Here is a 12,391-nt window from a genome sequence, read left to right on the forward strand (position 1 = left end):
GATTTACTTTCAGCATGGACTTCCGTAGAGTCTGTACTGATGAGTAACTATTTGACTAGCCACCCGACCCGAATAAAGACACCCGACGCCGTGCCCTCCTCTCCCCGCCACCGGCAGCGCACAGCGCTGCCTGCCCTGCTCGCCCTCGTGCTGCTGGCCGCGCTGCTCGCCGGCACGGCGCTGGCGCCGGCCGCGGCATGGGCGCAGGCGGGCGCGGCGCTTGACGCCAGGCGGCCAGCCGAGGTGGCCCAGGTCCTGTTCGGCATCATCAGCTACGTGCGCTGGCCCGTGGCGCGCCCCGAAGTGCGCGTCTGCATGCTCGGCACGCCCCGTTACGGGGCGGCCATCGTCGATACGCCCGCGTCCAGCCTGGGCCAGCGCATCCGCGTGAAAATCCCGGCGGCAGCGGCCGCGGCCGGCGAATGCGACGTCGTCTACCTGGGCAGCCTGCCCGATGGCGAACGCGAACACCTGCTGGCGCAAGTCATCGGCAAGCCGATTTTATCGGTGGCCGAACCGGGCACGTCCTGCACCGTGGGCACCATGTTCTGCCTGCGCCTGTCCGAGGCGCAGATCGGCTTTGACGTCAACCTCGACGCCATCGCCCGCAGCGGCCTGCGCGTGCATCCGAACGCCTTGCAAATTGCACGTCGCAAGGGACCGCCGCCATGAGCGCCAGCCTGCCCCGCCAGCTGGCACGCAAGCCCCGCCCCACGCTCGACAGCGTGCTGCGGCGCGCCCACCTGAGCGTATCGCTGATCGCCGTGCTGGCGGCCGGCCTGACCCTGACGGCCGTGGCGCTGCTGGCCCTGCGCGTATATTCGGACCAGAACCTGCGTCTGGTGGCCCGCTCGATGAGCTACACGGTGGAAGGGGCCGTCGTCTTTGGTGACCCCATGGCCGCCCGCGAAGCGCTGGCCTTGATCGGCGTCAATGAAGATATCGACCAGGCGCAGGTGAGCGACAAGGCCGGCAAGGTGCTGGCCCACTGGGAACGGGGCGAACACGGCACGCGCTACTACATCGAACGCGCGCTGACGGGCTGGATGCTGCCCGATTCGCTGTCCTTCCCCATCACGCGCAATGACCAGGCCATCGGCAGCATCACCTTGGTGCCGCACAGCCGCAGCCTGCTGCCCTTCCTGCTCAGCGGCCTGACCTGCCTGCTCGCTTGCCTGCTGCTGAGCCTGGCCGTGGCCGTGCGCCTGTCGCGCCGCATGGAAACGGAAATCACCTCGCCCCTGCGCCACCTGGCGGAAACGGCCCACCGCGTGCGGCGCGACCGCTCGTTCGAATTGCGCGTGCCGCCGGCCAATATCGCCGAACTGAACCAGCTCAATGACGACTTCAACGCCCTGCTCGATGAACTGGAAGCGTGGCAAAGCCATCTGCAAAAGGAAAACGCCTCGCTGTCGCACCGCGCCAACCACGACAGCCTGACGGGCTTGTCGAACCGCGCCTTCATGGAAGCGGAGCTGGAGCGCGCCATCCTCGAAGCGCGCATCGGCAACGGCAAGGTGGCCGTGCTGTTCCTCGACAGCGACCGCTTCAAGTACATCAACGATACCTTCGGCCATGCCTCGGGCGACCGCGTGCTGGTGACGATAGCGGCGCGCATCAAGCAGCAATTGCGCGAAGGCGACCTGGTGGCGCGCCTGGGCGGCGACGAATTCGCCATCCTGCTCAAGCCGCTGCGCAACAGCAGCGACGCCATGCACATCGCCGACAACATCATCGCTGCCATGGCGCAAGCCATTGAGTTGCCTACAGGCAACAGCATCGTCAGCTCGCTCACGATCGGCGTGGCCGTCTTCCCCGATCACGCCGTCGATGCCGCCTCGCTGGTGGGTGCGGCGGACGAAGCCATGTACCGCGCCAAGCAGGCGCAGCGCGGCACGCGCCAGGTGGCGCGCCTGCCGCAACCCCACACTCACCCCTGACCCCCAAGGAGCAACACCATGCAATTCCTCTACAAGCAATTACGCCTCGGCTTCCTCGGTCTGTTCATGCTGGGCCTGCTGGCCGCCTGCCAGAACACGCCGGAGAAAAAACCGCTGTTCAACGCCGAGCAAGTCGCCACCTTGAAGGAACAGGGCTTCAACCAGACGGACGAAGGCTGGGAACTGAGCTTTACCGACAAGCTGCTGTTCGAATTCGACGCTGCCAAGCTGACGCCGCCCAGCCGCACCGCCATCCAGAAAATCAGCGCCGCCCTGCTGAAAGTGGGCATTACCCACATGCGCGTGGAAGGCCATACGGATAACGAAGGCACGGAAGCGTACAACAACAAGCTGTCGCTGGCGCGCGCCAACGTGGTGGCCGACGCCATGAGTGTCTCGGGCATTCCACGCGACAACATCATCGTCAAGGGCCTGGGCATGAGCAAGCCCGTGGCCTCGAACGCCAGCAAGACGGGCAAGGCGGAAAACCGCCGCGTCACCGTCATCGTCTCGGCGCCATGAGCGTGGGCGCGCCCGCCGTGCGCTGGGTCGTGATGGGCGTGTCCGGCTGCGGCAAGAGCGCCGTCGGCACCCTGCTGGCCGGCGCGCTGGGCCTGCCCTATGTGGAGGGCGACGACGTGCACTCCCCGGAAAACGTGGCCAAGATGGCGGCCGGCATGGCGCTCGACGATGCCGACCGGGCCGGCTGGCTGGCCGCCCTGCGCCAGCGCATCGCCACGGCCCGCGCGCAAGGCGGCGGCCTCGTGGTGTCCTGTTCCGCCCTGAAACGCGCCTACCGCGACGTGCTGCGCGAAGGCGACCCGGCCCTGCGCTTTGTCCACCTGGACGGTCCCCGCGACGTGCTGGAGCGCCGCATGCAGCGGCCCGGCCATTTCATGCCGCCCAGCCTGCTCGACAGCCAGCTGCGCACCCTGCAGCCGCTGCAGGCGGACGAGGCCGGCATCGTGCTCGATATCCGCCAGCCCCTGCCCGTTTTGCTGGCACAGATCCTGCAGGCGCCCTGACAGGCGGCGCGCGGCTGGACAGCCCGCGGCCCCCTGTGTAGACTGGCGCGCACTTTCATGAGGGATTTTTATGAGCACACCAACGACAAAACCAGCACCGGGCCCGGAATTCTGGGAACGGGCCGACCAGGTCATCGCCCTGGCCAACGAGCAATGCATGCACAGCGGCGGCAATGAAGTCGCCACCTCGCTGCTGTACGCAGCCGCCCGCTTCAACGCCTTCCTCGTCGCCAGCAAGAGCAACGACGTGGCCAAGATGCAGGCAGAGAAGGAAGGCGCCGTGGCCTTCTTCACGGAACAGTACAAGCGCATGCTGACCGACAACTTCAACGATTACATCACCAACTTCGACAAGTACACGCAACCGTCGTCAGCCCCCAAGGGCTGATGCCGACGGCCAGCCTGGACAGCCACCGCGTCCGCGCCCGCCACGCCGGCGCAGTGCTGGACGGTACGGTGCGCTACGCGCCTTTGCCGTCCCTGTGGCTGGCGGCCATGCTGGCCGGCGCCCTTGCCGGCGCCCTGCTCGCCTTCAGCTGGACGGGCGTGGCGCTGTTTCTCGTCAGCACGGCCATCGTCCTGCTGTTCGGCCATTCGCTGGGCAGCCACCGCAAGCTGATCCACGACAGCTTTCAATGCCCGCAGTGGCTGGCCTACCTGCTCGTCTACCTGGGCGTGCTGGTGGGCCTCAGCGGTCCGCTGGGCCTGCTGCGCCAGCACGACCTGCGCGACTATGCGCAGCGCCTGCCCGACTGCCATCCCTATCTGCGCCACGGCGCCGGCTTCTGGCGCGATGCCTGGTGGCAACTCCACTGCCGCCTACAGCTCGCCCATCCGCCGCACATCGCCATCGAGCCGCGCATCGCGCACGACGGCTTTTACCGTTTTCTGGAAGCCACGTGGATGCTGCAGCAACTGCCGTGGGCCGTGCTGTGCTTTGCCTGCGGCGGCTGGGGCCTGGTGTGCTGGGGCGTCTGCGCGCGCGTCAGCGCCGGCGTGCTCGGTCATTGGCTGATCGGCTACTTCGCCCACAACCATGGGCAAATGCACTTTCACGTCGATGGCGCCGCCGTGCAGGGCCGGAACATCCGCCTGACGTCGCTGCTGACCATGGGCGAATGCTGGCACAACAACCATCACGCCTATCCCGGCTCGGCCAGGCTGGGCCTGCTGCCGGGCGAATGGGACCCGGGCTGGTGGGTGCTGCTGCTGTTGCGGCGCCTGGGCCTCGTCTCCGGCCTGCGCCTGCCGCACGACCTGGCGCCGCGGCCGGAACTGCGCCGGCTTGACGTCTCCCCCGCTCAGGCGTCGTCGCGGCCCGCCAGGTAATTGTTCTTCACGCGCACATAGTGCTCGGCCGAATAGCGCAGGTAGGCGATCTCGGCCTGCGTCAGCGCGCGCACCTTGGCGGCGGGGCGGCCCACGTACAGATGGCCGCTTTCCAGTACCTTGCCCGGCGACACCAGGCTGCCCGCGCCCAGCATCACGTGTTTTTCCACCACCACGTCATCCATGACGATGCTGCCCATGCCGATCAGGCATTCGTCGCCGATGGTGCAGCCGTGCAAGATCACGGAATGGCCGATGGTCACGTACTTGCCGATGGTCAAGGGAGAACCGTCGGGCTTGGCGGCATTCTTGTGCGACACATGGCCCATGGAAAAGTCCTGGATATTGCTGCCCTCGCCGATGACGATGCGGTTGACGTCGCCGCGCAGCACGCTGTTGCACCAGATGGAACAGTCGTCGCCGATCTGCACATCGCCAATCACTTGCGCCGTGTCATGCAGGTAGACGCGCTCGCCCAGCACGGGACGGGTATTCAGGTAGGAACTGACAGGCATGGTATTTTCACTTTCACTTCATCAAATTAATCCACAGGCATCACACCCAGCCGGCCGCCAGCGCAAAAATCGCCAGGCCATGGGCCAGGGACGCGCCCAGCAAGCCGGCACGGCAATATACCAGCCCTGCCACCACGCCCTCGATCACGGTAAACACGAGGATGGGCGCACCCACCTGCGTGACGGTGGTGGCGAGAAAAGCATGGCACAGGCCAAACAGCAGGCCCGACACCAGCGCCGCGCGCCAGGCCGGCAGCCAGGCGCGCAATTGCTGCTGCAGCAAGCCCCGGAACAGCAGTTCTTCATAACAGTTGGCCGCCAGCGCAAAACCCAGCAGCAAGGGCAGCATGGATGGCGCGACGGGCGCCAGCGACGGCAAGCCGGACAGGGCTTTCAAGCCCGTCGCCAGCGCGACGACCAGGGCGGCGCCCGCCACGCCCAGCAGCACGGACAGGAGCGGCCGCGTGCCCAGCCAGCGGATCTGGCGGCGCGCCTCGCTTTCCAGCCAGCACGTGCTTGCCACCAGGGCCAGCGACATGGCGCCCAGCGCCAGCAGGACCGGCGGCGGCGCCGTGAAGCGCAAGCCGCCCGCCGCCACCTGCCAGTAGCCGTGCGCCGTCATCGCGTCGCGCGCCAGCACGAAAAACAGCATGTGCACGAGCACGCGCAGCAGCGGCACCGAACGGGGCGCGGCGCGCGGCAGGGCCAGCAGCAAGGCGGCGCAGACGAGGAAGGCGGGCGTGATCGCCAGCAGATACTGCGCCAGGGAAGTGAGCTCGGCCATCGTTCCGATCGTCCGGTAAAAGGTGCCAACGGGCACGGGCGGCAGCAATTGTATGCGGCGGCCGGCAAAATGGGCAAAAAATCGCCGATTTTCCCGCTCAGTGCGCCACCGGCTTGCGCCAGCCATGCATCAGCCCATGCGCCGCCAGGCCGGCCGCCAGCCCCCACAGCGCGCCGCCCACGCCCAGCAGGGTCACGTTCGCGGCCGTCGCCAGGAAAGTGATCAGCGCCGTTTCGCGCATGCGCACGTCCGCCATGGCCTGCGCCAGGCTGTTGCCGATGGCGCCCAGCAGGGCCAGGCCAGCCAGCGCCGTGATGAAGCTGCGCGGCAAGACCATGAACAGGCTGGCCAGGGTGACGCCGAAGATGCCCACCACGATGTACAGCACGCCGCAGGCCAGCCCCGCGACATAGCGTTTCGACGGGTCCGCATGCGCATCCTTGCCCGTGCAGATGGCCGCCGTGATGGCGGCCACGTTGAACGCATGCGCGCCGAACGGCGCCATGAGGAGCGAACCGAGCCCCGTCACCGTCAGGATGGGATTGGCGCTGACCTGATAGCCGTCGTTGCGCAGCACCAGCATGCCGGGCATGTATTGCCCCGTCAGGGTGATCAGGAACAGGGGCAGCGCCACGCCCAGCAGGGATGCCGCGGAAAAGCGCGGCATCTCGAACACGGGCGCGGCCAGGGCCAGTGCTATGCCTTGGCCATCGATGCGCCCTTGCGCCAGCAGCAGGGCCAGGCCGATCAGCATGATGCCCACCACGGCAAAGCGTGCCGTGAAGCGGCGCAGCAGGGCGTACGACAGCAGCAGCACCGCCACCAGCAGCGGATCGGCGCTGGCGCCGCCAAACGCGTTCACGCCAAACTGCAGCAGGATACCGGCCAGCAAGCCGGCGGCAATGCCGCCCGGTATCAGCCGCACCAGGCGCTCGAAGGCGCCGGACATGCCCAGCAAGATGAAGGCGATGGCGGACACGATATAGGCGCCGATCACCTCCGCATACGGCGTGTGCGGCATCACGGTGGCCAGGAAGGCCACGCCGGGCGTGGACCAGGCCGTGATGACGGGCGCGCGGTAGCGGTAGCTGAGCCAGATGCCCGTCACGCCCACGCCGATGCTCAGCGACCAGACCCAGGACGCCGTCTGCGCCGCGCTGAGCTGGGCCAGCTGGGCCGCCTGGAACACCAGCACGAAAGTGCCGCCATAGTTGACGAGGACGGAAATGAAGGCCGCCGTGATGGGGGCGGCCAGGTCGCGCCAGCGCGCCTGGCGCCTGTCGCCCGTTAGCGCCGAGGATGTGGAGCTGGTCTGCATGCGTATACCCTTCCCTGAGAGTCGAAAGGGGGCATCTTAGTCTTCGGATGGACTGCCCAAGCAGGCCAATTTCCACGTAGTCAACAGACCACTTTGGCGGTCAGCCCAGCGCGCGGGCCAGGCGGACGATGCCGCTGTCGATCTCGTGCGGCGTGAGCGCGGCAAAGCCCAGCAGCCAGCCGCCCCGCTCCGGCGGCCTCGCGTACAGCCGGCTCAGGCCCGGCAGCACGATGCCTGCCTGCGCCGCCAGGCGTATCGTTTCCAGCTCGTCCCTGCCCCCGTGCAGCCGGCACGGCATCTGCAAGCCGCCCGGCGGCAGCTGCGCCGCGACCACGTGCGGCAAGTGCCGCTGCACGGCCTGCGCCATCGCATCGCGGCGCACGGCGTAGACCTTGCGCATGGCGCGCACGTGGGCCGCGAAATGGCCGTCGGCGATGAAACGGGCCAGCGTCAGCTGGTCCAGCTGCGGCGTATGGCCATCGAGGATGCTGCGCGCATGCGTCATCGGCGTGACCAGCGCGGGCGGCAGCACCATGTAGCCGATGCGCAGGCCCGGGTACAGCGACTTGGCGAAGGTGCCCAGGTAAATCGTGCGCTGCTGCGTGTCGAGCCCCTGCACGCAAGCCGTCGGCAAGCCCGCATAGTGGAACTGGCTGTCGTAATCGTCCTCGATGATCCAGCCCCGGCGCTCGGCAGCCCAGGCGGTCAGGGCCAGGCGGCGCTCGAGCGCCAGGGTGGCGCCCGTCGGGTATTGATGCGACGGCGTGACGTACACCGTATTGGCCCCGCTGCGGTCCGCGCGCAGGTGCTCGATGGACAGGCCCTGCGCATCGACGGGCACGGGCACCACGCGCAGCTGCGCCATCTCGAACGCCTTGCGCGCGCCGAAATAGCCGGGGTCCTCCATCAGGATGGGGCCGTGCGCGTCGGCCAGCACCTGAGCGCACAGGTACAGGGCCTGGCGCGTGCTGCTCAGCACCAGCACCTGGCCGGCCGTGGCGCGCGCGCCCCGCTCCAGGTTCACATAGTCGGCGATGGCCTGGCGCAAAGGTTCGGCGCCTTGCGGGTCGCCGTGCAGCAGCACGCCGGCACGGTGCTCGCCGGCCGCCTGGCGCCGCAGGCGCTCCCACACGTCGACGGGAAACGCGCGCGTTTCCGGCAAGCCCGTGGCGAATGCCTTCACGCTCTGCTGGTCGGCCACGCCGCCGCCAGCGAGGATGTGCGCACCGCGCGCGCTGAGCGCCACCGGCTGCGCGGACCCTGGCAGCGATGCCGGCGGCGGCTTGCCCAGCAAGCTGGCGCCTATCGTCTGCGACACGAAACTGCCCGATCCCGCCTGCCGCCGGAGATACCCGTCCAGGCGCAGCTGCGCATACGCCTGCTCCACCGTATCGCGCGACACGCCCAGCGACTGCGCCAGCGCGCGCGTGGCCGGCAGGCGCAGGCCGGGCGCCAGCACGCCATCGAGTATCAGCTGGCGCAGCGCGCGCTGCACCCGCACGCGCAAGTCGAGCGCCGCCAGTGCGGGGGCGGCGAGGCGGATCTTCAGGATCTCGAGTTCGAACTGCGGCGTCATGTCGCCTTCGGCGCGGCACGGGCCGCAGCCACGGCAGCCATGCTGCTGGCCGGGGAAAAGCCATGCTGCTGCAGCACCGCCAGCAGCTGTTCGTCCGCACAGCCCAGGCGCAGGTTTTCCGCCACCCAGTCCTGCCATGCCGCGCCGATCTCCGGCATCGGCTCGGGCGCCAGCGTGAGACCGAGTATGCATGCGGCCAGCAAGCCGTTGATGCGCTTCGTGTCGATCAGGTGCTGCACCACCGCGTGGCCGGAATGGGGAAACGGGTGCAGGGTGCAGCGGTCGTAGGCGGCCAGGCGCTGCGCATGCATGGCGTCGAGGTTCACCGATTCGCTGGCGCTGGCGCCCGCATTGGCCACATCGGGTCGCGTGCCGAACACCAGGTGCAGCTGCGTATCGTCCGTCGCCCTGGCGCGGCACAGGGCCGCCAGGTCGTAATAGCCGGAAGGCGGCGGGTCCTGCGCCAGCGACTCCATCACGGGCAGCCAGCGCAGCTCGTGGTACAGGCGCGCCTGCTGCACGTCGAGGAAGGAGAGCGGCCCGAAGGCGACGATCTGCCGCGCCTCGAGCAGCAAGCCGAACATGACGGCCGCATACGCGCCCATGGACTGGCCGACGGTGCTGACCTGGCTGGGCGCGATGCGGCGTACCAGCTCGCGCAGGGTCTGCGCCGTTTCATCCACGTGATTGCCCAGGCCGGCGATGCGGCGGTGGTACCAGGCATTGCCCGAATCGCGCACGAGGATCTTGTTCAGGTGCTGGCCGCTGGCCTGTTCCAGCTTTCTCAGGCGCCCGTAAAAATCGAAGGCGGGACGCGTCGTCCACGAGACGAAGCCAAAGGCGATCACCAGCGGCGCGCCCGGCACGATGCGGTCGACCAGCACGTCGTCGGCACTGGTGGCGACCAGTCGATTATCCAGCGCTTGCGCTTGCAGCATCGGCCCGGCTCCCGGTCAAGGTTGAAACAGCAGAAAGCATGAGTGTAATGCCAGTACTGGCAAAATGGAAACATTCGCCGCTGCCGTACGCCGGCCGGCGCGAAAAATCTGCTAGTGTGCAGGCATTTCCCCTCACAGGAGCGCCCCATGCTGCATCGCCTGAAATACCTGTCCCTCGCCGCCGCCATCGCCATGGCCGGCGGCTGCGCCACCACGCCCGACAGCGCCGGGCCGGATACCGGCCTGGCGCCGAGCTACAGCCTGACGAATACCTACTGGAAGCTGACGGAACTCGACGGCGCCCCGGTCGTCATGGCGCCGGAGCAGGAACGCGAAGTGCGCATCACGCTCACCGACGATGGCAAGGTCCACGGCTTCACGGGCTGCAACCAGGTCATGGGCGGCTACACGCTGGCCGGCACGGCCCTGCGCTTCACGCAGCTGGCAGGCACGCGCATGGCTTGCCCGCCGCCGTTGATGCAGCTGGAAAGCGCCGTGCTGGCCAATCTGAACAGCGTGACGGGCTACCGTTTCGATGGCGAATACCTGATCCTGCTCAAGGATGGCGCGCCCGTGGCCAAGTACGAATCGGTCTACCTGTGAAATAAAAATCGACTGCCGTTACAATGGCTTCCAGCCCATCTTTTGGAAGGAAGCCATGCCCGCCCTGCCCTCGCCGTCCGCAGTCCCCCCGCCATCGGCCGCCGGCCGCTACCGGGCTTTTCTTTTCGATATGGACGGCACCGTCATCAATTCCATCGCCGCCGCCGAACGCATCTGGGGCACGTGGGCGCAGCGCCAGGGCCTCGACGTGGCGGCCTTTTTACCCACCATCCACGGCGCGCGCTCCGTCGACACCATCGCCAGGCTGCGCCTGCCCGGCGTCGACGCGCAGCGCGAGTCGCAGGGCATCACGGATGCCGAGATCATCGATGTGGAAGGGATCATTGAAATCGCGGGCGCGCTGCGTTTCCTGCAGTCGCTGCCGCCCGCGCAATGGGCCATCGTCACGTCGGCGCCGCGCGCGCTGGCCACGGCCCGCCTGAAGGCGGCCGGCATGCCGATACCTGCCGTCATGGTGACGGCGGAAGACGTCAAGGCGGGCAAGCCCCGGCCCGATTGCTATTTGCTGGCGGCGGAAAAACTGGGCGTGGCGCCCGCCGATTGCCTGGTGTTCGAAGATGCCTCCGTCGGCATCGAGGCGGGCGAAGCGGCCGGCGCGAAAGTCATCGTCGTCACAGCCACCCATGCGCATCCGCTGGCCACGCGCCACCCCGTCATCGACAGCTACGACAGCATCGTCGCAACGGCCGATGGCGACGGCTTCATCGTGCTGTCGGAGCCGGTTGCAGCACCCGCGACAAGATAGCCTGTTCCAGCGCGGCGAAAGCCGCACTGCCGCGCTGGCGGGGGCGCGGCAAGTCCACCTGCAGGTCCAGCGTGATCTGCCCCTCCTCGATCAGCAGCACCCGGTCGGCCAGGGCCACGGCCTCGGCCACATCGTGCGTCACCAGCACGGCCGTAAAACCGCGCGCCAGCCACAGCGACTCGATCAGCTGCTGCATCTCGATGCGCGTGAGGGCGTCGAGCGCGCCAAGCGGTTCGTCGAGCAGCAGCAGTTGCGGCTCGTGCACGAGGGCGCGCGCCAGCGCCACGCGCTGTTTCTGCCCGCCCGACAAGGCTGCCGGCCAGTCGTCGGCCCGTTCGGCCAGCCCCACCGTCCACAGCGAGGCGGCCGCCGCGCCCACGGAACGGGGCAAGCCCAGGGCCACGTTGTCGAGCACCGTCTTCCACGGCAGCAGCCGCGATTCCTGGAACATGATGCGGATATCGGGCGCGCCCACGCCGCTGCCGATGGCGATCTTGCCGCCGTCGATGCTTTCCAGGCCCGCGATCGAGCGCAGCAAGGTGCTCTTGCCGCAGCCGCTGCGCCCCACGATGGCGACGAACTCGCCCGCCTCCAGCTGCAGGTCGACGTCTTTCAGCACGGGGCGGCTGGTGTAGGACTTGCTCAGCTTCGTCAAGGCCAGGGGCACGCCGCGGCGCTGCAGGGGAGCGGCGGGCGCCGTCTTCGCGTGCGGCGGCGCGCCGGCGGGATCGTACTGCACGAAATGGGACAAGAAGTCCGTTTCGATCTGGATGGGGGCGAGCAGCATGGTGTCCTCTTCAATCATTATCGGTAGGCGGGATTCCAGCGCAGGCAGTGGCGCTCCAGCCCCCGCGAGAACAGATCGGCCAGCTTGCCCAGCAAGGCGTACAGCAAAATCCCCACCAGCACCACGTCCGTTTGCAGGAATTCGCGCGCATTCATCGTCATGTAGCCGATGCCGGCCTGCGCGGAGATGGTTTCGGCGACGATCAGCAGCACCCACACAAGGCCCAGCGAAAAGCGCACGCCCACCAGAATGGACGGCATGGCGGCCGGCAGGATCACGTCGCGGTACAAGGGCCAGCCGGACAGGCCGTAGCTTTTCGCCATTTCGATCAAGCCCTGGTCGGCCGAGCGGATGCCGTGGAAGGTGTTCAGGTAGACGGGGAAGAACACGCCGACGGCCAGCAGGAACAATTTGGCCGTCTCGTCGATGCCGAACCACAGGATCACCAGCGGGATCAGGGCCAGCGCGGGGATGTTGCGCACCATTTGCAGGGTCGTGTCGAGCAGGGTTTCCGCATGGCGGAAGCTGCCCGTCAGCAGGCCCAGCAGCAAGCCCAGCCCCGCGCCGACGACGAAACCGACGGTGGCGCGCCACAAGCTCGTTTTCAGGTGCAGCCACAATTCGCCCGACGCGGCCAGGTGCCAGAAGGCCTTCGCCACGGCCCAAGGCTCGGGCAGGATGCGGCTCGACAGCCAGCCCCACTGCGTCGCCAGCTGCCAGGCCAGCAGCAGCGCCACGGGCAAGGCCCACGGCGCCAGCCCATTGCGCCAGGGCGCGGCGCCGGCCCGTTGTATGGAGCTGGCCGCCATC

At 68.0% G+C, this 12,391-nt stretch carries 15 protein-coding genes; 8 read left to right on the forward strand and 7 right to left on the reverse strand.

Translation table 11 applies throughout. From position 1 onward, the window contains the following. Positions 1-90 precede the first annotated feature (90 nt). The 6 genes from GCN74_RS07175 (at position 91) to GCN74_RS07200 (ending at position 4,294) form a co-directional block, all read left to right on the forward strand. Complete coding sequence (locus GCN74_RS07175; RefSeq protein WP_226938918.1) at positions 91-672, forward strand: YfiR family protein; 582 nt, start codon at positions 91-93, stop codon at positions 670-672. Then, positions 669-1,940, forward strand: a complete 1,272-nt coding sequence (locus GCN74_RS07180; RefSeq protein ID WP_152256024.1) for a diguanylate cyclase domain-containing protein — start codon at positions 669-671, stop codon at positions 1,938-1,940. The genes GCN74_RS07175 and GCN74_RS07180 overlap by 4 nt, the downstream gene beginning before the upstream one ends. An 18-nt stretch (positions 1,941-1,958) precedes the next feature. After that, positions 1,959-2,462 (forward strand): OmpA family protein, encoded by a 504-nt coding sequence (locus tag GCN74_RS07185; RefSeq protein WP_152256025.1) that lies wholly within the window; start codon positions 1,959-1,961, stop codon positions 2,460-2,462. After that, a complete protein-coding gene (locus tag GCN74_RS07190; RefSeq protein ID WP_226938919.1) occupies positions 2,459-2,965 on the forward strand; it encodes a gluconokinase in 507 nt (168 codons plus the stop codon). Before GCN74_RS07185 ends, GCN74_RS07190 begins: the two co-directional genes overlap by 4 nt. A gap of 70 nt (positions 2,966-3,035) precedes the next feature. Then, positions 3,036-3,353 carry a DUF3144 domain-containing protein gene (locus GCN74_RS07195; RefSeq protein ID WP_092712778.1) on the forward strand — a complete coding sequence of 106 codons (318 nt, stop codon included), beginning with the start codon at positions 3,036-3,038 and terminating at the stop codon, positions 3,351-3,353. Further along, positions 3,353-4,294: an acyl-CoA desaturase gene (locus tag GCN74_RS07200; protein WP_226938920.1), complete on the forward strand. Its 942-nt coding sequence runs from the start codon at positions 3,353-3,355 to the stop codon at positions 4,292-4,294. Before GCN74_RS07195 ends, GCN74_RS07200 begins: the two co-directional genes overlap by 1 nt. Here the strand turns inward: GCN74_RS07200 and GCN74_RS07205 are convergent. From GCN74_RS07205 to GCN74_RS07225, 5 genes are all read right to left on the reverse strand, one after another. Continuing rightward, positions 4,267-4,809: a gamma carbonic anhydrase family protein gene (locus GCN74_RS07205; RefSeq protein WP_152256027.1), complete on the reverse strand. Its 543-nt coding sequence runs from the start codon at positions 4,807-4,809 to the stop codon at positions 4,267-4,269. The two genes, GCN74_RS07200 and GCN74_RS07205, sit on opposite strands and share 28 nt — an antisense overlap. 40 nt (positions 4,810-4,849) lie before the next feature. After that, a complete protein-coding gene (locus GCN74_RS07210; RefSeq protein WP_193316997.1) occupies positions 4,850-5,593 on the reverse strand; it encodes a CPBP family intramembrane glutamic endopeptidase in 744 nt (247 codons plus the stop codon). Positions 5,594-5,690: 97 nt separating this feature from the next. After that, a complete protein-coding gene (locus GCN74_RS07215) occupies positions 5,691-6,911 on the reverse strand; it encodes a benzoate/H(+) symporter BenE family transporter (RefSeq protein ID WP_152256029.1) in 1,221 nt (406 codons plus the stop codon). 100 nt (positions 6,912-7,011) lie between these two features. After that, the gene (locus GCN74_RS07220; RefSeq protein WP_152256030.1) at positions 7,012-8,487 is read right to left on the reverse strand and encodes a PLP-dependent aminotransferase family protein; all 1,476 of its coding nucleotides are present in this window, start codon (positions 8,485-8,487) and stop codon (positions 7,012-7,014) included. Further along, positions 8,484-9,425, reverse strand: coding sequence for a hypothetical protein (locus GCN74_RS07225; protein ID WP_152256031.1), 942 nt, complete (start codon positions 9,423-9,425; stop codon positions 8,484-8,486). The genes GCN74_RS07220 and GCN74_RS07225 overlap by 4 nt, the downstream gene beginning before the upstream one ends. A gap of 147 nt (positions 9,426-9,572) precedes the next feature. Here GCN74_RS07225 and GCN74_RS07230 point away from each other — a divergent pair, with 147 nt between their 5' ends. Next, entirely contained in the window at positions 9,573-10,028 is a 456-nt protein-coding gene (locus GCN74_RS07230) for an META domain-containing protein (RefSeq protein WP_152256032.1), read from the forward strand. A 55-nt stretch (positions 10,029-10,083) separates the two neighbouring features. After that, the gene (locus GCN74_RS07235; protein ID WP_152256033.1) at positions 10,084-10,794 is read left to right on the forward strand and encodes an HAD-IA family hydrolase; all 711 of its coding nucleotides are present in this window, start codon (positions 10,084-10,086) and stop codon (positions 10,792-10,794) included. On the opposite strand, the gene GCN74_RS07240 is transcribed toward GCN74_RS07235, so the two are convergent. Both GCN74_RS07240 and ssuC read right to left on the reverse strand, forming a co-directional pair. Continuing rightward, positions 10,751-11,581, reverse strand: a complete 831-nt coding sequence (locus tag GCN74_RS07240; protein ID WP_152256034.1) for an ATP-binding cassette domain-containing protein — start codon at positions 11,579-11,581, stop codon at positions 10,751-10,753. The genes GCN74_RS07235 and GCN74_RS07240 overlap by 44 nt on opposite strands. 17 nt (positions 11,582-11,598) lie before the next feature. Continuing rightward, complete coding sequence (ssuC, locus tag GCN74_RS07245; protein ID WP_152256035.1) at positions 11,599-12,390, reverse strand: aliphatic sulfonate ABC transporter permease SsuC; 792 nt, start codon at positions 12,388-12,390, stop codon at positions 11,599-11,601. Position 12,391 lies beyond the last annotated feature (1 nt).

The organism is Janthinobacterium sp. FT14W, from assembly GCF_009208755.1.
GTDB classification, from domain to species: Bacteria; Pseudomonadota; Gammaproteobacteria; order Burkholderiales; family Burkholderiaceae_D; genus Janthinobacterium; species Janthinobacterium violaceinigrum.

Bases quoted from the DNA above. Each gene is read 5' to 3' on its own strand.
- GCN74_RS07185 (WP_152256025.1), top strand. From the start codon at position 1,959: ATGCAATTCCTCTACAAGCAATTACGCCTCGGCTTCCTCGGTCTGTTC.
- GCN74_RS07235 (WP_152256033.1), top strand. From the start codon at position 10,084: ATGCCCGCCCTGCCCTCGCCGTCCGCAGTCCCCCCGCCATCGGCCGCC.
- GCN74_RS07240 (WP_152256034.1), bottom strand. From the start codon at position 11,581: ATGCTGCTCGCCCCCATCCAGATCGAAACGGACTTCTTGTCCCATTTC.
- GCN74_RS07230 (WP_152256032.1), top strand. From the start codon at position 9,573: ATGCTGCATCGCCTGAAATACCTGTCCCTCGCCGCCGCCATCGCCATG.
- GCN74_RS07205 (WP_152256027.1), bottom strand. From the start codon at position 4,809: ATGCCTGTCAGTTCCTACCTGAATACCCGTCCCGTGCTGGGCGAGCGC.
- GCN74_RS07215 (WP_152256029.1), bottom strand. From the start codon at position 6,911: ATGCAGACCAGCTCCACATCCTCGGCGCTAACGGGCGACAGGCGCCAG.
- GCN74_RS07200 (WP_226938920.1), top strand. From the start codon at position 3,353: ATGCCGACGGCCAGCCTGGACAGCCACCGCGTCCGCGCCCGCCACGCC.
- GCN74_RS07225 (WP_152256031.1), bottom strand. From the start codon at position 9,425: ATGCTGCAAGCGCAAGCGCTGGATAATCGACTGGTCGCCACCAGTGCC.
- GCN74_RS07220 (WP_152256030.1), bottom strand. From the start codon at position 8,487: ATGACGCCGCAGTTCGAACTCGAGATCCTGAAGATCCGCCTCGCCGCC.
- GCN74_RS07190 (WP_226938919.1), top strand. From the start codon at position 2,459: ATGAGCGTGGGCGCGCCCGCCGTGCGCTGGGTCGTGATGGGCGTGTCC.
- GCN74_RS07180 (WP_152256024.1), top strand. From the start codon at position 669: ATGAGCGCCAGCCTGCCCCGCCAGCTGGCACGCAAGCCCCGCCCCACG.
- GCN74_RS07210 (WP_193316997.1), bottom strand. From the start codon at position 5,593: ATGGCCGAGCTCACTTCCCTGGCGCAGTATCTGCTGGCGATCACGCCC.
- ssuC (WP_152256035.1), bottom strand. From the start codon at position 12,390: ATGGCGGCCAGCTCCATACAACGGGCCGGCGCCGCGCCCTGGCGCAAT.
- GCN74_RS07195 (WP_092712778.1), top strand. From the start codon at position 3,036: ATGAGCACACCAACGACAAAACCAGCACCGGGCCCGGAATTCTGGGAA.